This window comes from Capnocytophaga ochracea DSM 7271, assembly GCF_000023285.1.
Taxonomy (GTDB): domain Bacteria; phylum Bacteroidota; class Bacteroidia; order Flavobacteriales; family Flavobacteriaceae; genus Capnocytophaga; species Capnocytophaga ochracea.
In genome coordinates, this window is record NC_013162.1 from 2415136 (window position 1) to 2435114 (window position 19979).

Below are 19979 nucleotides of genomic sequence, written 5' to 3' on the forward strand. Positions count from 1 at the left end.
TTAGATTCTGAAAAACCAAAAGGTTTATTCTATCAAAACATAATGGACAATATTCGTGGTAAAACACTAAATAAAATGAGGCTATCTAATAATAGATAACCTCATTATTTTTTAGATTGATAAACAATCTTTTAAAACTTTATAGAAAAGTTACTTCTATAATAAAAACCTATCAAATTCTTAGAAGAAGTAACGTTTGAAAGCTTCGATAGCGGCATAGTCGGCGAAGCCTAAATTGCGGTAACGACGAGCGGTTTCGCTGTTACGAGCTTCGGCGCGTTGCCAGAATTCACGCAAGTCGTCTCCTTGGAACATAGCACCATCTTTTTGAGATTGGTGGAAGAAGATAGCTTGACGTTTTTTGAGTACTTGTGCTGGGCTCATAGGTACTGCCATTTCGATTTCGTGGATATCCCATTCGTGCCAAGCACCGCGGTACAACCATACCCAGCAGTCTTTCATATAATCTTTGTGTTTCAAATTCTTCAAAGCAGCAAAGATAGCATCAAGACATACTTTGTGAGTACCGTGAGGGTCGGCGAGGTCACCAGCAGCATAGATTTGGTGAGGTTTTACTTCTTCAATCAAATCCATAATGATTTTGATATCGGCTTCACCTATAGGGTTCTTTTTCACACCTCCTGTTTCGTAGAAAGGCAAGTTGAGGAAGTGTACTTGGTTATCGGGTACACCTTCGTAGCGTGTAGCAGCCAATGATTCGTGGCGACGGATGTTACCTTTGAGTTGGCGTACAAGCAAGCTATCAATTTCGTTAGATTTTTTGTTGGTGATGTTGCTAATAATCTCGTTGATTACGGCTACTTCGGTTTTGTTTTCTTTGGCTATATCTTTGAATACTTCGGCGAATTTAAGCGCTTCGTGGTCGGATACGGCAAAGTTACCGGAAGTTTGGTAAGCGATATGTACTTCGTGACCTTGAGAAACTAAGCGGTCGAAAGTACCTCCCATAGAAATTACATCGTCATCGGGGTGAGGGCTGAAAATGATCACGCGTTTTTTGTGAGGATGTTCGCGTTCAGGGCGGTTGGTATCATCGGCATTAGGTTTACCTCCTGGCCAGCCAGTAATGGTGTGTTGCAAGCGGTTGAACATAGCGATGTTCAAATCGTAAGCAGGACCTGATTCAGCCAAGAGTTTGGACATACCATACTCGTTGTAATCGGAATCTGTAAGTTTGAGGATTGTTTTACCCAAGTGTTCGCAAAGCCAAACGATAGCTTTAGCTTTGAGGTCTTCATTCCATTGAACATCGGTAACGAGCCAAGGAGTTTTAATACGAGTAAGATCAGCAGAAGCTTCTTCGTCTAATACAAAAGTGGTGTTTTCGTGAAGTTGGAGGTAGCTTGAAGGTACTTCGGCAGTGATATCGCCTTCTACAGCTTTGGCTACGATAGAGGCTTTGCTGCTACCCCAAGCGAGCAATACGATGCGGTGAGCTTTTAACACGGTGCGGATACCCATTGTAATGGCTTGACGAGGCACATTGTCGATACCGTGGAAGGTTTCGGCAGCATCGGAACGGGTGATGTGGTCGAGAGTGATGATGCGGGTACCAGAATTGCGGTTAGAACCAGGTTCGTTGAAGCCGATGTGACCGGTACGACCAATACCGAGGAGTTGGAAATCGAGTCCGCCACATTCTTCGATTTTTTTGTCGTAATTAGCGCAGTAGGCTTCTAATTCGTCGTGAGATACGGTTCCATCAGGGATATTGATATTTTCCTTAGGAATATCAATATGGTTGAAGAGGTGCTCGTGCATAAAGTACCAATAACTTTGAATATCCTGTTTTTCCATTGGATAATACTCGTCTAAGTTGAAGGTAATTACGTTTTTGAAGCTAAGACCTTCTTCTTTGTGCATACGCACGAGTTCGTCGTAAACTTTTACTGGAGAGGAGCCAGTGGCTAAGCCTAATATGCATTTTTTGCCTTCGGCTTGTTTCTTTTTGATAAGGTCGGCGATTTCGTGTGCGACACTAATTGAAGCGGTTACTGAGTTCGAGAAAACAACGTTGTAGATTTTCTCGAAACGAGTTTCCTCAACGGAGCCAGCAGGCTGATGAGCAATTGATGAAACTTCTTTTCTGATATGTGTTCTCATTTTTGTTAATGAATAATTATTATAATTTCAGTTTTGACCCTGCAAAAGTATTTCTTTTTTACAAATTACACAAATAAATTTAACATTTCTTTATAGTATCTTTTTATAGAGCATTCTAAGAACTTAAAGCATAGATAATTTGGTTCATAAATCAAATTATTAAACACCTAATAATCACCATAAAGACGAATTTCTACATTCTCTGAATTAAGTACTACTGAGCTCTTTGTTTCAACCGCAACAGTTGTTTTTAATTTATACTATAACTCGTTCCCTCCTTACCGTCTTTGAGCTGAATACCCAATGCAAGGAGTTCATCACGAATTTTATCAGAAAGCACCCAGTCTTTATTGGCACGAGCTTCCATTCGCATATTAATAAGCAACTGGAGCACGCCGTCGAGTTTGTCATTGTTATTAACCGTTTGTTGCTCACTTTGTAACCCCAATACATCAAAAACAAAAGCATTCATCAGTTCTTTCAACTCCTTGAGCTCTGTTACCGAAATTCTCTCTTCATCGTTTTTTACTTGAAATATCCACTTTACAGCTTCAAAGAGATGGGCTATGAGTATAGGTGAATTGAAATCGTCTAACAGTGCATCATAGCATTTTTGTTTCCATTCGGCTATAGGGAGCGAAGTTGGGAGCTCTGTATCAGTAGTAAGTTCATTCAATATCTTTATCGCTTCCATAAGTCTATTAAAGCCTTTTTCAGCAGCGAGCATTGCTTCGTTAGAAATGTCAAGTACACTACGGTAGTGTGCTTGCATAAAGCAAAAGCGAATAACAGCAGGAGCAAAAGGTTTCTCAAAAAAAGTATTCTCTCCGCTGATGAGTTCCATAGGTAATATATAGTTACCAGTAGATTTACTCATACGTTGCCCATTCATTGTGAGCATATTGGCGTGCATCCAGTAGCGTACGGGACTTTCGCCGTGACCTGCTTTACCTTGTGCAATTTCGCATTCGTGGTGCGGGAACTTTAAGTCCATACCGCCTCCGTGAATATCAAATTGGTTACCGAGGTATTTGGTACTCATCACCGTACATTCTAAGTGCCAACCTGGGAAGCCGTCGCCCCAAGGTGATGCCCAACGCATAATGTGGGCAGGAGAGGCTTTCTTCCAGAGCGCAAAGTCCTGAGGATTGCGTTTTTCGCCTTGCCCATCTAAATCACGAGTATTGGCAAAGAGCTCTTCTATATTGCGTCGAGAGAGCTCCCCATAATTGAGTCCGCGTTTGTTGTATTCAAGTACATCGAAGTACACAGAACCATTGCTTTCATAAGCAAATCCGTCTTTTAAGAGTTTTTCGGTAAGCTGTATTTGCTCCAATATATGCCCTGTAGCGGTAGGCTCAATAGTAGGAGGTAGTAAATTAAATATCTCTAATACTTTGTGGAAATCTACAGTGTATTTCTGTACAATTTCCATAGGTTCGAGTTTTTCGAGACGTGATTGTTTTACAAAGCGGTCGTTGTTCACATCACCATCATCTGTAAGGTGACCTGCATCGGTGATATTGCGTACATAGCGCACTTTGTAACCTAAGAATTTAAGCGTACGATACACAAAATCAAACGACATAAAGGTGCGCACATTGCCTAAATGCACATTGCTGTATACAGTAGGGCCACATACGTACATTCCTACATTGTTTTCGTGTAAGGGTACAAACACTTCTTTTTCTCCTGTTAAGGAATTAAATATTTTTAATTGATGTTCCATTACTGTTATATTATCTACTAATTTGCTAATTTACTAATTTGTTAATTCCCTAATTTTGTATCTCTCTTCGTTACTTTTAGTCTTTAAAATGATTTCTCCCAAAAAACCTGCAATAAATAGTTGTGTACCAATGATCATAGTGGTAAGGGCAAGATAAAACTGAGGTCTATCAGCAATAAGGCGACCGTGTGGATTGATAAATAATTTATCAATACCAAGGTAAGCCGAAAACAAAAAACCTATAAAGAACATCAGTACTCCCAATGCTCCAAAGAAGTGCATCGGGCGTTTACCGAAATGGGATAGAAAACTAATGGTGATAAGGTCTAAAAAACCATTGATAAACCTATTCATACCAAATTTGGTCACACCGTATTTGCGGGCTTGATGTTGTACAACTTTCTCGGTAATGCGGTTGAAACCAGCGTTCTTTGCCAATACAGGAATATAGCGATGCATCTCACCTGATACTTCAACATTCTTTACAACCTCTTGTTTGTAAGCTTTGAGTCCGCAGTTGAAATCGTGAAGAGTAAGACCTGAGGTTTTGCGCGCTGCCCAGTTGAAGAGTTTAGAAGGCAGATTTTTTGCCAATACCGAATCATAACGTTTTTTCTTCCAACCCGATACAAGGTCATACCCCTCTTGGGTAATCATATTATAAAGAGCAGGAATCTCATCCGGACTGTCTTGCAGGTCGGCGTCCATAGTAATCACCACTTCACCTTGTGCTTGTTTGAATCCTGCGTGCAGTGCTTGTGATTTGCCGTAATTGCGCAAAAAACGAATACCCTGTACATTAGTATCTTTACCCGATAAATCTTTGATTACCTGCCAAGAATTATCAGTACTACCATCGTCTACAAAGATAATTTCATAAGAATAACGGTGTTCAGTGAGTACTTTGTGTAGCCACTGATAAAGTTCAGGTAGCGATTCTTGTTCGTTGAGAAGCGGTATGACGATTGATATTTGCATCTTATAACAATTTGAAGTGCAAAAGTAATAAATTAATAATGAATACCAATAAATGTAGCAAATAAATTCATTTTTATCATCATATAACTTATTTATATGAATGATATAAGGTTAATCACTTTAAAATACAATTTTATAGATAATAACACCGCATTTTCACCTATCAGAGGCTCTTTTACTTAATCTATAGCACTATTTTTCTTCTTTTCTATTAATTTTTTATAAGTTATTTTTACACTTACTATCAAACACTTACAGTTTAATGATGAAAAAACAAACATTTTTTTATTGCCAATATAAAAAAAGGTTGTATCTTAGCACGCTAATTTATATAACAGATACCTATTAATATATTATGACAGAAGGAGAAAAACTGATTCCTGTAGACATCAGCGATGAAATGAAATCTGCCTATATCGATTATTCGATGTCGGTAATCGTTTCACGTGCATTGCCCGATGTTCGTGATGGTTTAAAACCTGTACACCGCCGTGTACTTTACGGTATGTACGATATGGGAGTGCTCAGCAATCGCCCTTATAAAAAGTCAGCTGCCATTGTGGGTGAGGTTCTTGGTAAATACCACCCTCACGGCGATACAGCTGTTTACGATACTATGGTGCGTATGGCACAATATTGGAGTTTACGCTATATGCTTGTAGACGGACAAGGTAACTTCGGTTCAATGGGTGGTGACCCCCCTGCCGCAATGCGTTATACCGAAGCCCGTATGCGTAAATTCTCCGAAGAAATGCTCTCAGATATCGACAAGGAGACAGTTGACCACCAACTTACTTATGACGACTCTCGCGAAGAGCCTATCGTACTCCCTACACGCATCCCTAACCTATTGGTGAACGGTTCAGCAGGTATCGCAGTAGGTATGGCTACTAATATGGCTCCTCATAACCTTAATGAAGTTATCGATGGAACTATTGCTTATATCGACAATAACGATATTGAAATCGATGAACTCATTAAATATATTAAAGCTCCTGATTTTCCTACGGGAGGTATTATCTATGGCTATGAAGGCGTAAAAGAAGCCTTCAAAACAGGACGCGGACGAGTAATCATTCGTGCCAAAGCTGAGTTTCAAGAAATAAAAGGCAAAGATTGTATTGTAGTAACCGAAGTCCCTTATCAAGTCGATACATCTGTGCTTTTGAAAAAAACATCTGACCTCGTAAAAGAAGGTAGGTTAGAGGGTATCACCGATGTACGCGATGAATCAGCTCGTGGTAAAATACGTATCGTTTATATTCTCAAACGCGACGCCGTGCCTAATGTAGTGCTCAACAATCTCTTTAAGCATACCGAGCTACAAACCTCATTTAGTGTTAATAACATCGCCTTAGTAAAAGGGCGCCCTCAGTTGTTAAACCTTAAAGACCTTATCTTTCACTTCGTAGAACACCGTTATGACGTAGTGTATAGGCGTACCGACTATGAACTTCGCAAAGCCAAAGAGCGTATTCATATTTTAGAAGGGTATATGAAGGTGATGGCAACCGAGGATACTATGGGTAAAGCTATTGAGATTATCCGTTTCCACGATAAACCTAAAGAAGATTTAATTGCCGAATTCGACCTTACCGATGTACAAGCCGAAGCTATCTTGGCGTTAGCACTACGTCGTATCAATAAGGTTCTTATCCAACAAACAAAAGAAGAATACGAAGAAAAGCTGGCTGAAATACGCGATTTAGAAGATATCTTAGCTCGCAAAGAACGTCGTACCGAAATTATTAAGGAAGAACTACTAGAAATAAAAGAGAAGTATGGCGATGAGCGTCGTTCTACCATTGAATACGCAGGGGGCGAATTCAGTGTAGAAGATATGATTCCTGATGATAAAATGGTAATTACCATTTCACACGCAGGCTATATCAAACGCACTCAGCTTAGTGAATATAAGACCCAAAGCCGTGGCGGTGTAGGACAAAAAGCCTCTACCACACGCGACCAAGATTTCTTAGAACACCTCTTTGTAAGTTCTAATCACCAATATTTATTATTCTTTACTCAAAAAGGTAAGTGTTTCTGGATGCGTGTATACGAAATACCAGAAGGTAGCAAAACTGCCAAAGGTCGTGCTATACAAAACCTTATCAATATCGAATCCGATGATAAGATTAAGGCTTTCGTGAGTGTACAAAACCTCAAAGATGAAGACTACATCAGCAACAATTACCTCATTATGGCTACTAAAAAGGGTATTGTTAAGAAAACGCTTCTCAAAGAATACTCTCGTCCACGCCAGAATGGCATCAATGCCATCACTATTAAAGAAGGTGACGAACTTATCGAAGCAAAACTTACCTCAGGCAGTAGCCAGTTGATGTTAGCCGTGAAATCAGGTCGTGCGATTCGTTTTGCCGAAGACAAAGTGCGTGCCGTAGGGCGTAATTCGCAAGGGGTTCGTGGTATCGACTTAGATACTGAAAATGATGAGGTAGTAGGTATGATTGCTATTGAAAACCCACGCGAAGAGACTGTATTGGTAGTATCAGAAAACGGCTATGGTAAACGTTCCTATATTGATGACCCCGAAACACACGAAGCCGTATATCGTATTACTAACCGTGGTGGTAAAGGGGTAAAAACCATTTCTATTACCGAGAAAACAGGTCAGTTAGTAGCCATTAAAAGCGTATTAGAAGGTGAAGATTTGATGATTATCAATAAATCAGGTATTGCTATTCGTTTATCAATCGATACCCTTCGTATTTTAGGACGTGCTACTCAAGGCGTAAAACTCATCAATATCAAAGGTAAAGACTCTATTGCCGCCGTTACTAAGGTAATGAAAGAAGATGACGATGAGAGCACTGAAGAAGCTCCTACTAATGATAATGAACCTTTAGATACTCAGGAATAAAATTTGTGTTCATAATTAATTAAATAAAAAAAGCCCGTAATACTGCGTATTACGGGCTTTTTTCTACCCTAATCTATCCACCTTACCTTCGCTATTCCTTTAACCACCGTTCGTCTTTTCTTTATCTGCCCGTGTGGCTCGCACCGTCTTTTGTTCGTTCTTTGTTCGTTCTTTGTTCGTTCTTTGTTCGTTCTTTGTTCGTTCTTTGTTCGTTCTTTGTTCGTTCTTTGTTTATCTGCCTGTCGTGCTACGACTTCGTACTGTTTTACCTTTTACTTTTTATCTTTTACCTTTTACCTTTTTACCTATAATTAGTATTGTGATATCAAATAGCTTAGTCCCTCTCAACTTATAGAAATGAAAAAAAACTAATATTTTTTTGTTACATATATTAAATTTTGTACTTTTGGCGTTAAATTATAAAACCAACGCTTATTATGGCAATGCACAACGATTTAGGAAATGAAGGAGAACAAGATGCCGTAAACTTCCTAATTGAAAAAGGTCATACTATTTTAGAACGCAATTTTAGGTTTGGGCACGCCGAGATTGATATCATTTCGCAAAAAGGTAATATTTTGCATATCACAGAAGTAAAAACACGTAGCTCAAGTGCTTATGGTGAACCCGAGAGCTTTGTAAATCAGCAAAAGATAGAACTATTAGTGAAAGCTACCGATTTTTATATAAAGAAAAAAGACTTAGATGTAGAAATACAATTCGATATTATATCCATCGTAAAAAACAATGCAGAATTTAGCTTAAACTACATAGAAGACGCTTTTTATCCTTTTTAATGATTTATGCCCCCAATTACTTTTAATAAATTTATAATATCCAATACAAATGAAAACAATAGCATCAGCCGTCGAGCACTATATCAAATCAAAACCTTTCTTACAAACCGCTCTTTCAGAAGGGATTATTAACCTTACTTCTTTGGCTCGTATCATACGTAAGGATATACAAGCTGAAACTACTCAGCGTGAAGTGCGCAATGGGGCTATTGTTATGGCTCTCAAACGCCTTTCAGTAGATATGGAGTTTCGCTCTACTCATCGTATTGTAAAAGTATTGAAGAATATAGGCGATATTATTGTTCGTTCAAATTTAACCGACTATACTTTCTTAACCTCTGAAACCTTTATGAATGCTCAGGCTCAGCTACTCAATAAAATCAAAAATAATAGAGATATCTTCTACGCTACTACTCGTGGGGTAAATGAAGCAAATATTATTGTCAGTAACTCAATGGAGTCTATTGTTGAGAATATCTTTAAGAAGGAACGCATTTTGCACAAATTCACCGATTTAGGAGCTATCAGTGTAAAACTTCCCGAAGAAAACGTCTCAGTATCGGGCATTTATTATTTTATATTCCAACGTTTGGCTTGGGAGGGAGTGAATATGAACGAGGTGATTTCTACCGCCAACGAATTTACTATCGTAATCCCCGAAAACCAAATCGATATCGCTTTCAAAGTAATTAAAGATTTAAAATTATTATAAAAATAAATGGTTAGAGTTAGATTTGCTCCCAGTCCTACGGGAGCATTGCATATCGGAGGCGTACGTACCGCCCTATTTAATTATTTGTTCGCCAAAAAGCACGGCGGTGATTTTTTACTTCGCATAGAAGATACCGACCAAAATCGCTATGTTGAAGGCGCAGAACAGTACATCATAAATTCTCTCAATTGGTTAGGTCTTACTTACGACGAGGGAGTAGGCAAAGAAGGCAAACACGCCCCTTATCGCCAAAGTGAGCGCAAACCGTTATACAAACAATATGCCGATACCCTTATCAATAACGGTTGGGCATACTACGCTTTTGATACTGCTGAGGCATTAGATACAGCTCGCAAGGAAGCAGAAGCCAAAGGAGAGACCTTTATATACAATTGGGCTACACGTGATGCATTGCAAAACTCACTTTCACTTAGCAAAGAAGAAGTACAACAACGCTTAGAGCGTGGTGATGAGTATGTGATTCGCTTTAAAATGCCACATAACGAACAGCTAAAAATGAACGATATGATTCGTGGTGAAGTAACTATTGATACGAGTACCTTAGACGATAAAGTGCTCTTCAAAAGCGACGGAATGCCTACTTACCACTTGGCAAATATCGTAGACGATCACTTAATGGAAATCACTCACGTGATACGCGGTGAAGAGTGGTTGCCTTCTATGGCATTGCACCTATTGCTCTATCGCGCTTTTGGTTGGCAAGCTCCTGCTTTTGCACACTTACCTCTTATCCTCAAACCGGTGGGTAATGGTAAGCTCAGCAAGCGTGACGGTATCAAATTAGGCTTCCCTGTCTTCCCAATGGATTGGACAGAGAATGGCGAAACCCTCAAAGGTTTTAGTGGAGAAGGGTATTTCCCCGAAGCACTTATCAACTTTTTAGCACTCTTGGGTTGGAATCCTGGTACCGATGAAGAAATCTTCACTATCGAGCAACTCGTGCGACTCTTCGATTTGGAAAAAGTACATAAGGCAGGGGCTCGCTTTGACCCTGAAAAGATAAAGTGGTTCAACCACCAATACCTACAAATGAAGCCTAATGCAGAATTAGCTACCCTTTTCCAAAAAGACCTTACCCAAAGAGGCGTTACAGTTCCGATGGCTACGATAGAGAAAGTAGTTGGTCTCATCAAAGAGCGTGCTACCTTTGTGAGTGATTTTTGGGAACTTAGCAAATTCTTTTTTGAAGCTCCTGCTCAGTACGACGAAAAGGCACTCAAAAAACAATGGAAAGAGCAAACTCCTGAAATCGTAAAAGAAGTAAGTGAGGTACTTAAAAACACATCTAATTTTACCTCAGTAGTTTTAGAAGAAGCAGTAAAACAATATATGGAAACTAAAAGCTTAGGCTTTGGACAAGTGATGCCTCCGTTGCGTTTAGCCTTAGTAGGTGAACTCAAAGGACCTCACGTATTCGATATTATAGAAGTGATTGGCAAAGAGGAAACACTACGCCGTTTAGACGCACTTCTTTCAGCAGAAAAGTAACATATATAGAGCAGAATAGCAACTCTCACTAAATATAAAATAAGCCTGTATGAAAAGTTTTCATACAGGCTTATTTTATTCTGATAATACGAACCGTGTTTGATGAGGTACTTTATAGCGTTTGTATCTACTGCAAATTGTAAGTGTTTCCATCGTTAATCATTACCACACCATACTTAGTGAAATGCGTTTACGCACTTCGTCTTTCTCTATAACTTTTACTTGCACTTGTTGGTGGAGTTTAACTACTTCATTTACATCAGAGACATAACCTTCTTTCAGTTGAGAGATGTGTACCAATCCACTTTCTTTAACACCTATATCCACAAAGCAACCAAAGGCAGTAATATTGTTTACTATACCAGGTAATATCATTCCTACACGCACATCATCGAAGGTTTTTACATTAGGGTCGAAGGCAAAGGCTTTAGCAGTAGTACGAGGGTCGAGCCCTGGTTTTTCTAATTCCTTTAATACGTCCTTCAAATAAAGTTCACCCACCTTATCTGTTTTGTACTTTTGAATATCAATAGTGGCAATAGCTTGCTTATTACCTATAAGTTGTGCAACTGAGATACCCGTGTGCTTTGCCATTTGTTTGATGATAGGATAGGCTTCGGGGTGTACTGCTGAATTGTCGAGCGGGTTCTCACTATTATGTACACGCAAGAAAGCTACTGCCTGCTGGTATACTTTATCCCCCAAACGAGGTACCTTTTTTAAGTCTTCTCGCTTACTAAAAGCACCATTAGCCGAGCGGTAAGCTACTATGTTTTCAGCCATCTTCTCTCCTATCCCTGATACATAACTGAGTAGTGATTTGCTTGCTGTGTTGAGGTTTACCCCTACTTTGTTCACGCAACGCACTACGGTTGCATCGAGCTCCTCTTTCAATAACGACTGGTTTACATCGTGTTGGTATTGACCTACTCCTATGCTCTTAGGGTCTATCTTCACTAATTCAGCTAATGGGTCAGCAAGACGCCTACCTATGGATACTGCACCACGTACAGTTACATCGTAATCGGGGAACTCGTCGCGAGCTATTTTAGAAGCTGAATAGACTGATGCTCCTGCTTCACTCACGACAAATACTTCTACCTTTTTAGGGAAAGCAATACTTCTTACAAACGACTCTGTTTCACGAGAAGCAGTACCATTGCCTATACTAATGGCTTGGATATTGTATTGAGAGACCATTGTGCTGAGCTTTTTGGTAGCCATAGTCATATCATTCTGGGGAGCGTGAGGATAGATAACATCGTGATGCAAAAGGTCGCCTTTTTCATCTAAACACACTACCTTACAACCTGTACGATATCCTGGATCAATAGCCAAAATGCGCTTTTCACCCAAAGGAGACGCTAATAACAACTGTGAGAGGTTCTCGGCAAACACACTGATAGCTTTCGCATCGGCTTTATCTTTTGCCTCTTGTAGTGTTTCGTTGGAAATAGAAGGCTCTAATAAGCGTTTGTAGCTGTCTTTTACCGTTTTCTTCAAGAAATCGGCTACTTCTCCCCTACTCTTTATGATGTTTTCTTCCATAAAGGGTAAGGTTTCTTCACTATCTACTTGTACTTTTAGTTTTACAAATCCTTCTTTTTCAGCACGCAACATTGCTAATACACGGTGAGAGGGCGCTTTGTTAAGGGCTTCTTCCCAATCGAAATACTGAGCGTATTTCTGAGCTTCTTCCTCTTCGTTTTTACCTTTGGCTACTTCGCTACTGATGATTGCTTTGCGCTGGAATATTCGGCGAAGAGTGCGACGTATAAACGTATTCTCATTAATCCATTCAGCTATAATATCCGAAGCCCCTTGTAAAGCATCTTCTTCAGTAGGTACTTTGTCGGAAAGGTAACGTCCTGCTAATAGTTCCAAATCGGTTACACGCTGACTCATTATCTGTTTTGCAAGAGGTTCTAAGCCGTTTTCTTTGGCTACATCGGCTTTTGTTTTACGCCGTTTTTTATAAGGTAAGTATAGGTCTTCTAATTCATTGAGCTCAAAAGAGTTCTCAATACGTTTACGCAAATCGTCTGTAAGCTTTCCTTGTTCTTCAATAGAAGAGAGAATTGTTTCTTTGCGCTTACAGATATTGTCGTAATCAGCTTGGGATTTGGCAATATGCTCAATGGCTGCTTCATCTAAATTCTGAGTGCTATCTTTTCGATAGCGTGCAATGAAGGGGATAGTGCAGCCTTCGGTTAATAGTGAAAGTGTGTTTTCAATAGCTTTTTCAGGTAGTTGTGTTTGGGCTTTTATATATTGAATGTTTGTCATACTAATGTGTTATCGATTTAACAGTGTTTTTAAATTGAAGGTGCAAAGATATTGAAGAATTAGCAGATTAGCAAATGTCTTTTAATACCACAATGCCAATAATGCCAATAATACTAAATCAATGACAGTGCGAGGTCGTAGCACGACAGGCAGATAAACAATTAACGAACAAAAGACGGTGCGAGCCACACGGGCAGATAAACAAAAGACGAACAAAAGACGAAGAAAGGACGAACAAAAGACGAACAAAGAACGAAGGATAACAAGAGTAAAAATATATCTAAACTGTATATAAAACGGTGCTTTGGTAGAGAAAACTTATTTTTTTAAAATAATATTTCGCTCTTTTAAAAAAAAGTAGTACTTTCGCACTCTGTAACAGCACTTATGAAAAAGTATGAAAAGAGTTTTACTATACAGTAGTTTTTTAGTTGTTTTTTTGCTATATTTAGCTTGTACACCTAATGCTAATACCTATTATAACCGTCAGATGCAGCCTATTGTTACCAAGTATAATGTACTGTTCAATGGGGAGGAAGCATATGCCAAAGGTCTTAATGAACTACGCGAAAAATATCAAGATAATTTTAGTGAAATTCTACCCGTAGAGCCTATTGGTATGACAGGAAAAGTGCAATTAGATGGTACAGGTAATGCTGATTTTCAACGTGCTGAAGAAAAAGCTATTAAAACCATTCAGAAACACTCTATGGTTTTTAAAGGAGTACAACGCAACTATAAAATTGACGACGCTTATATGTTACTCGGTCAAGCTCGTTATTACGATGAGCGTTTCTTTCCTGCCTTAGAGGCTTTTAATCACCTGCTTACGAACTACGGAACGAGCGAGCGTATTCCTGAGGCAGCGGTTTGGGCACAAAAAGCTAATCTCCGTTTAGGTAAAGATAAAATTGCCATAGAAAAACTCACTGAATTTTTAAAAGAGAATCCTAAATTACGCAAAAATGATAAAGCTGAAGCCTATGCTACCTTAGGACAGGCTTATATTAACCAAGAACAATATCCTGAGGCTGCCGATGCGCTTTACAATGCTGGTAAATACACTCGTAATAAGGCTTTACGCGGTAGATATTACTTTATTGCAGCTCAGCTTTATGAAAAACAGCATCAAAAAGACTCCGCCGAAGTAGCTTTTGAAAAGGTTGTGAAGCAAAACTGGAAGATTCCGCGTAAGCTATGGGTAGAAGCCCAAGCAGGAAAGGCTCGCAACAAAACATTTACCCCTGAAGAAAAGGCTAATTTTTTAGCTTACCTTACCAAGCTTGAACGCCGTTATGAGCACAAAAACTATCTCGATGTGCTTTACTACACTCACGGCGAACTTTTAAAAGATGATGATAAGCGTTTGGCTACCGATTTTTATCGTAGTTCTCTTTCCAACAATAAGAATAACAATCCGTTAAAAGCAAAAGCTCATACACGTCTCTCTGAATTATTTTTTGACCAAAAAGACTACACAGGAGCTTACCAGCATTTGGATAGTACTCTTACTTATATCCCTGAACATACCTTTGAACATCTTTTTATTCGCAGAAAAAGAGATAACTTGTCTAAGATTGCTGAGTTAGAATACGTTGTTAAGAAAAATGATAGCGTTTTAAAAGTTATGCGCTTGCCAGAGACAGAACGTCGTGCGTATTACCAAAAACATATCGATTCTGTACAGAAAGCAATTGCTCTTCGCACACAAAAGCAACACAATAAAAAGGTTGCCAACACAGGTATGGGGGTAACGATGCCCGATGCTACTACTGAAAAGGGTGGCAAGTTCTATTTCTACAATCCGATGAGTGTAGCTTATGGGAAACAACAGTTTCAACAATATTGGGGAGACCGCAAATTGGAGGATAACTGGCGTTGGTCGAGTATGGGGAATGCCAATGTGGCGAACCTCACTGTCTCAGCTACTACACAACAAATAGCTGAAAAAGAAGTAGAAACTCCCGATACTTATCTTTCTCAACTTCCTAAGACCGAAGCCGAAATCGCTCAACTTAACATCGATAGAAATAAAGCCTTGTACCAGTTGGGCGTGCTCTATCGCTCTAAATTCAGTGAAAATGAATTGGCTATACAACGTTTAGAACGTGTTCTTGCCAACAATCCTTCTCCCGAATTAGAAGTAGTTACACTTTATGAGCTCCAAAAGAATTACACTGATACTCATAACCCCAAAGCTGAAACCATCAAAGGGCGACTACTCGCTAACTATCCTAATACCGATTATGCAAAACTATTGCAAGGAAACGAAACCTCACAACAAGAGCGCAATAAACAGGCACAAGTTTTTGTTGATACCCTTATGGCTCGATACAATCGCGGTGAAATTATCGAGACGGCTCACCAGTTGCAAACAGAAGGGGCGCAGTATCGTGAAACTTCAGTAGCACCTGCTATCGCACTGTTGCAAGCCAAAACAACGGCACGTTTAGAGGGGCTTGCTCCTTACCAAGCGCAGTTACAACAGATAGCGACTAACTATCCTGCCACTGCTGAAAGTGAAGAGGCTAAAAATCTATTAGATGAGCTTAAAGATGTAGAAACCGAAGATTTTGTTACTGACGATAAGGCTACGAAATGGAAAGTAGTCATTACAGGTACGGTTTCCGAGACACGTACAACTATAAAAGAACAACTTACCCAGAAATTAAAGGCAATTTCTGAAGTTCTCACTCTTTCAGAAGACCTCTATAATGCCGATGAAACTTGGTTGGTAGTTCATAATATCCGCGATGCTTATTCAGCTCAGAGCATTGTTACTGATTTGAAAGAGTTCTTGGAGAAAAACAAACTATCTGCTTTTGTTATAGCCACTGAAAACTACCGATTGGTACAAATTCGCAAAGACAAAGAAAAATTCTTGGAGAAAGAAAAGAATGAAAACTAAGTCAGCTTATAGTATTTGTTGCTTTATGGTTTGTCATTCACCTTTATTTTAGTATCTTTGCGCCTCATTTAGCAAAAAAACAATATGAAATTAAAACACGCATTCCTTATTATTCTGTTGGTACTTATCATCGACCAATGGAGCAAAATATACATCAAAACACACTTTATCCTCAACGAAGCCGTAACCGTTTTCAGTTGGTTTCAAATCTATTTTGTAGAAAACGAAGGTGCAGCTTGGGGTACTAAAATCCCCGGCGAATACGGCAAACTCATTCTTACCCTCTTTCGCATTGTAGCGGTAATAGGTATCGGTTATTGGCTGGTATCGGCAGTGAGAAAGCAACAACCTAAGATACTTATCATTTGCATTTCTTTGATATTGGCAGGAGCACTGGGCAATATCATCGATTCGGTGTTTTACGGCATAATTTTCGACCATAGTTATGGTAACATTGCTACCCTATTTGCCGAAAATCCTTACGGAACCCTCTTGCACGGCAAAGTGGTGGATATGTTCTACTTCCCTATTATCGATACCACGCTTCCCAGCTGGGTACCCATTTGGGGAGGCGAACGCTTTCGTTTCTTCGAGCCCGTGTTCAATGTGGCTGACTCTGCAATATGTATAGCAGTGGGGCTGATGATTTTATATCACAAAAAGATATTTCCTAAAAACTAAATGAATACAAAAACACTTGAAGACTTAGAGTTCCCCATTGTACTCTCTCATTTGTCTGACCTTTGCCTTACTGAACTCGGCAAGAAATACGCCTTACGTATCAAGCCTTTCGACAATCAGGAGACGCTGTTATTGGCACTGAATCAAACCAATGAATACCTATCGTCTTTTGATAATAACAACACAATCCCTTCACACTATTGCGAATCTATCACTTCTGAAATTAAACTTCTATCTATTGAAAACGCCTTGTTAGAAGTGTCGAGCATTAGGAAGATTCATCGTATCAGCGAGATTGTAAACACTCAAATTCTCTTCTTTAAGAAGTTCAAAACGCTATACCCTACCCTTTTCGAAACGGCTGATAGTATCGAGTATACTACCGAACTGCTGAACGCTATCGATAAAGTGTTGGACAAGTACGGCGAGATAAAAAACGAAGCCTCTCCTACGCTTGGCGATATACGTCGCGAGCTGAGCGCCTTGAAAGGAAAACTCAACGAAAGTTTCAACCGTGCTCTCGCCGAGTATAACACTGTCGACTATCTCGATGATATCCGCGAGACCGTAGTAGAAAACCGCCGCGTATTGGCAGTGAAAGCAATGTACCGCCGAAAAGTACAAGGCACCGTATGGGGGAGCTCAAAAACGGGTAGCATAGTGTATATAGAACCGCGACAAACCGAAATCTACTCTCGCGAACTCTCCAATCTGCTTTATGACGAAAAAGAGGAAATCCAGCGTATATTAAGAGAACTTACCGCCTTCATCAGTCAGTTTGCCGACCTGCTGAAAGACTATCAGCGATACATCACAGCCGTTGATATTATTTGCGCCAAAGCCAAGTACGCTCACCAAATGAACGCACTTTTGCCAGAAATCACTCAGGAGCGCGAACTATTCCTCCGTGAAGCATATCACCCTTTGCTGTATCTAAACAATGCCAAAAAAGGTGTTACTACCTTTCCTCAAACCATAGAACTGAATGATGAAAATCGTATTATCGTCATCTCGGGACCTAATGCGGGCGGAAAGAGTATTACGCTTAAAACCATTGGCTTATTGCAATTAATGTTACAAAGTGGAATGCTCGTTCCGGTGCATCATCGTTCTAAAATGTGTTTGTTTGAACGCATTCTTACCGATATCGGCGATAACCAATCTATTGAAAACCACCTTAGCACATACAGCTACCGACTCAAAAATATGAATTACTTCCTCAAAAAATGCAACCACCGCACCTTGTTTTTGATAGATGAGTTCGGGACAGGTAGCGACCCCGAATTAGGAGGTGCTTTGGCTGAAATATTCTTAGAAGAGTTCTACCACCGAAAGGCTTTTGGGGTGATTACCACCCATTACACCAATTTAAAAATGCTGGCAGATGAATTGCCCCACGCGAGCAATGCCAATATGCTTTTCAACGATAAAACCTTAGAGCCCATCTATAAGCTAATAATAGGCGAAGCGGGAAGTTCTTTCACTTTTGAAGTGGCGCAGAAAAACGGCATTCCGTTTAGCCTTATCAATCGGGCTAAGAAAAAAATAGAGAAAGGAAAAGTGCGTTTTGATGCCACTATCGCCAAATTGCAGAAAGAGCGCTCCAAAATGGAAAAAACTGCCGAAACCCTGAAAGATGAGGAAACCAAAGCCCGCGAAGAAGCCAAACGTTTGGAGGAACTTAATGATAAAGTAAAAAGCAAGCTCATAAATTATCAAGAACTCTATGACCAAAGCCAACGTATGATTACCTTAGGTAGTAAGGTAGACCAGATAGCCGAACGTTATTTCTACGATGGTAAGCGTCGCCCTTTGGTATCCGAATTTCTCAAACTCATTGAAATGGAAAATGCTAAGCGCAAACAAATAAGCAAAGAGGAACGCACCAAGCAAAAAGAGGAGAAAAAAACTACTACCGAAGAAGTTCATAAGCAAATGGAAGCTATCCGCCAGCAACGCAAAGAAGAGAAGAAAGAGCGTATTGCCCAAGAACGCGCCGAAAAGGAAAAGCTACAACGCGTCCTTTCAGTAGGCGACCGTGTGCGCATTAAAGACAGCCGAAGCGTGGGAAGTATCGATAAGATTGAAAAAGGCAAAGCCATAGTAAATTACGGGGCGTTTACTACCTCTGTTTCTTTGGACGAATTGGAGCTCGTACAGAAAATCCGATAAAGTTCAACTTACCGAAAAGACACCTTATTAATATTTCAAAAAAGTGATTGTTCAAAAAACAATCACTTTTTAAGTTCTTTATCTTTTTAAAGTGGATAGAAAGTCACTTTTTGTGTTGCCGAACTTTATAAAATCAATAGCGAGCCACTTTTTGAGTAGTTTAACTTTGTAAAGTTTCAAAAAAGTATACTTTTGCGAATTTTCCCCCTTCGGAGGGGGAACGGGGGAGGTCTTTTCTGCGTAAATTATTATAATTATAATACAAACACCATATGCTAATATTGATTTTTCATATATCAATAAAAAACTTTGAAAATAATTTTGGATATAAAAAAAGGAATTCGTAATTTTGTCGCATAAAAACGAGGATTATCGTTATTAGGATAATCCCTAATTTATAATACTAATTATTTAACAACCTCAAAAAATATATTCTACTTATGAAAAAGGAGAAGTTAATCAATTTAGACCTTGCTCGCTTGCATAATGCCGAGTTTAAACAATTTTTAGTGCGATTTTTTGAAGATTTCGGCAAGACTGATTTAAAATTGGAAACAGATGCCGATTTTAAAGTGCTCTTTGAAAAGTTAAAAAACAAAATTCCTTCTTATGAAAAGGGATTGGAAAGAATCCGTTCTAGTGAAGAGACCAAAAAACTCGCCGAGCTTGACCACGCAAGAGATACCGATATGCGTGCCTTGCGTTTGAGTATTCGCCCCTATAAATATGCAAAGACGGACGATAAGAAAAAGGCTTTTGAAACGCTAAAAAGGCTTATAGACCCTTATAAAGATGTTTCAAAAGAAACGTATGAGGAAGAAACCAGCAACCTTACAACCCTCATTACTCAGCTCAAAGCTGAACCTTATGTAAATGCAGTAAAAACCTTGCAAATTAAGGAGTTTGTAAGTGAGTTGGAAAAATCTAATAAAACGTTTGATGAACTTTTTTCGCACAGGTCGTTCCAAACCTTGCAAAAAGAAGCCTATCATATACGTCCGCTACGCAAAGAGCTCTCAGATGATTACCGCAATATGGTAAATTACATTGTAACTCTATCGGAAGTGAAACAAGATGAGTTCTACAAAAAGACGTTGGAGGTCATCAATAACAGCAGGAAGTATTACGCCGATGTGATAGCACGTAGAAAGCCGAATGCTTCCTCTGCCAAAAATAAAGAAAATACAAATGTTACCCCATAA

The 19979-nt window shown here is 39.4% G+C and carries 12 protein-coding genes; 8 read left to right on the forward strand and 4 right to left on the reverse strand.

The genetic code is table 11. The features are described 5' to 3' along the window. Positions 1–180: 180 nt before the first annotated feature. The 3 genes from nagB to COCH_RS10235 all read right to left on the reverse strand — a co-directional run bounded on the left by nagB (position 181) and on the right by COCH_RS10235 (position 4831). Positions 181–2124 (reverse strand): glucosamine-6-phosphate deaminase, encoded by a 1944-nt coding sequence (gene nagB / locus COCH_RS10225; protein ID WP_015783007.1) that lies wholly within the window; start codon positions 2122–2124, stop codon positions 181–183. Positions 2125–2374: 250 nt separating this feature from the next. Further along, entirely contained in the window at positions 2375–3853 is a 1479-nt protein-coding gene (cysS, locus tag COCH_RS10230) for a cysteine--tRNA ligase (RefSeq protein ID WP_015783008.1), read from the reverse strand. Between the two features lie 33 nt (positions 3854–3886). Further along, positions 3887–4831 (reverse strand): glycosyltransferase family 2 protein, encoded by a 945-nt coding sequence (locus COCH_RS10235; RefSeq protein ID WP_015783009.1) that lies wholly within the window; start codon positions 4829–4831, stop codon positions 3887–3889. A 355-nt stretch (positions 4832–5186) separates the two neighbouring features. Between COCH_RS10235 and gyrA the strand changes: the two genes are divergently transcribed. The 4 genes from gyrA (at position 5187) to gltX (ending at position 10730) form a co-directional block, all read left to right on the forward strand. Continuing rightward, positions 5187–7712 carry a DNA gyrase subunit A gene (gyrA, locus tag COCH_RS10240; RefSeq protein ID WP_015783010.1) on the forward strand — a complete coding sequence of 842 codons (2526 nt, stop codon included), beginning with the start codon at positions 5187–5189 and terminating at the stop codon, positions 7710–7712. A 437-nt stretch (positions 7713–8149) separates the two neighbouring features. Then, entirely contained in the window at positions 8150–8509 is a 360-nt protein-coding gene (locus tag COCH_RS10245) for a YraN family protein (RefSeq protein ID WP_002672262.1), read from the forward strand. Between the two features lie 49 nt (positions 8510–8558). Next, positions 8559–9221 (forward strand): hypothetical protein, encoded by a 663-nt coding sequence (locus COCH_RS10250; protein WP_009419941.1) that lies wholly within the window; start codon positions 8559–8561, stop codon positions 9219–9221. A gap of 6 nt (positions 9222–9227) precedes the next feature. Continuing rightward, on the forward strand, positions 9228–10730 hold the full coding sequence (gene gltX, locus COCH_RS10255) for a glutamate--tRNA ligase (RefSeq protein ID WP_015783011.1): 1503 nt from the start codon (positions 9228–9230) through the stop codon (positions 10728–10730). A gap of 162 nt (positions 10731–10892) precedes the next feature. On the opposite strand, the gene COCH_RS10260 is transcribed toward gltX, so the two are convergent. Then, the gene (locus COCH_RS10260; RefSeq protein WP_015783012.1) at positions 10893–13016 is read right to left on the reverse strand and encodes a Tex family protein; all 2124 of its coding nucleotides are present in this window, start codon (positions 13014–13016) and stop codon (positions 10893–10895) included. 397 nt (positions 13017–13413) lie between these two features. Here COCH_RS10260 and porW point away from each other — a divergent pair, with 397 nt between their 5' ends. The 4 genes from porW to COCH_RS10285 all read left to right on the forward strand — a co-directional run bounded on the left by porW (position 13414) and on the right by COCH_RS10285 (position 19979). Continuing rightward, positions 13414–15924 (forward strand): type IX secretion system periplasmic lipoprotein PorW/SprE, encoded by a 2511-nt coding sequence (porW, locus tag COCH_RS10265; protein ID WP_015783013.1) that lies wholly within the window; start codon positions 13414–13416, stop codon positions 15922–15924. Between the two features lie 84 nt (positions 15925–16008). Next, complete coding sequence (locus tag COCH_RS10270) at positions 16009–16605, forward strand: lipoprotein signal peptidase (protein WP_009411097.1); 597 nt, start codon at positions 16009–16011, stop codon at positions 16603–16605. Beyond that, on the forward strand, positions 16606–18777 hold the full coding sequence (locus tag COCH_RS10275) for an endonuclease MutS2 (protein ID WP_015783014.1): 2172 nt from the start codon (positions 16606–16608) through the stop codon (positions 18775–18777). A gap of 440 nt (positions 18778–19217) precedes the next feature. Beyond that, complete coding sequence (locus tag COCH_RS10285) at positions 19218–19979, forward strand: DUF6261 family protein (RefSeq protein WP_015783015.1); 762 nt, start codon at positions 19218–19220, stop codon at positions 19977–19979.

Coding starts and splice junctions, on each gene's coding strand:
- nagB (WP_015783007.1), bottom strand. CDS start 2,124: ATGAGAACACATATCAGAAAAGAAGTTTCATCAATTGCTCATCAGCCT.
- cysS (WP_015783008.1), bottom strand. CDS start 3,853: ATGGAACATCAATTAAAAATATTTAATTCCTTAACAGGAGAAAAAGAA.
- COCH_RS10235 (WP_015783009.1), bottom strand. CDS start 4,831: ATGCAAATATCAATCGTCATACCGCTTCTCAACGAACAAGAATCGCTA.
- gyrA (WP_015783010.1), top strand. CDS start 5,187: ATGACAGAAGGAGAAAAACTGATTCCTGTAGACATCAGCGATGAAATG.
- COCH_RS10245 (WP_002672262.1), top strand. CDS start 8,150: ATGGCAATGCACAACGATTTAGGAAATGAAGGAGAACAAGATGCCGTA.
- COCH_RS10250 (WP_009419941.1), top strand. CDS start 8,559: ATGAAAACAATAGCATCAGCCGTCGAGCACTATATCAAATCAAAACCT.
- gltX (WP_015783011.1), top strand. CDS start 9,228: ATGGTTAGAGTTAGATTTGCTCCCAGTCCTACGGGAGCATTGCATATC.
- COCH_RS10260 (WP_015783012.1), bottom strand. CDS start 13,016: ATGACAAACATTCAATATATAAAAGCCCAAACACAACTACCTGAAAAA.
- porW (WP_015783013.1), top strand. CDS start 13,414: ATGAAAAGAGTTTTACTATACAGTAGTTTTTTAGTTGTTTTTTTGCTA.
- COCH_RS10270 (WP_009411097.1), top strand. CDS start 16,009: ATGAAATTAAAACACGCATTCCTTATTATTCTGTTGGTACTTATCATC.
- COCH_RS10275 (WP_015783014.1), top strand. CDS start 16,606: ATGAATACAAAAACACTTGAAGACTTAGAGTTCCCCATTGTACTCTCT.
- COCH_RS10285 (WP_015783015.1), top strand. CDS start 19,218: ATGAAAAAGGAGAAGTTAATCAATTTAGACCTTGCTCGCTTGCATAAT.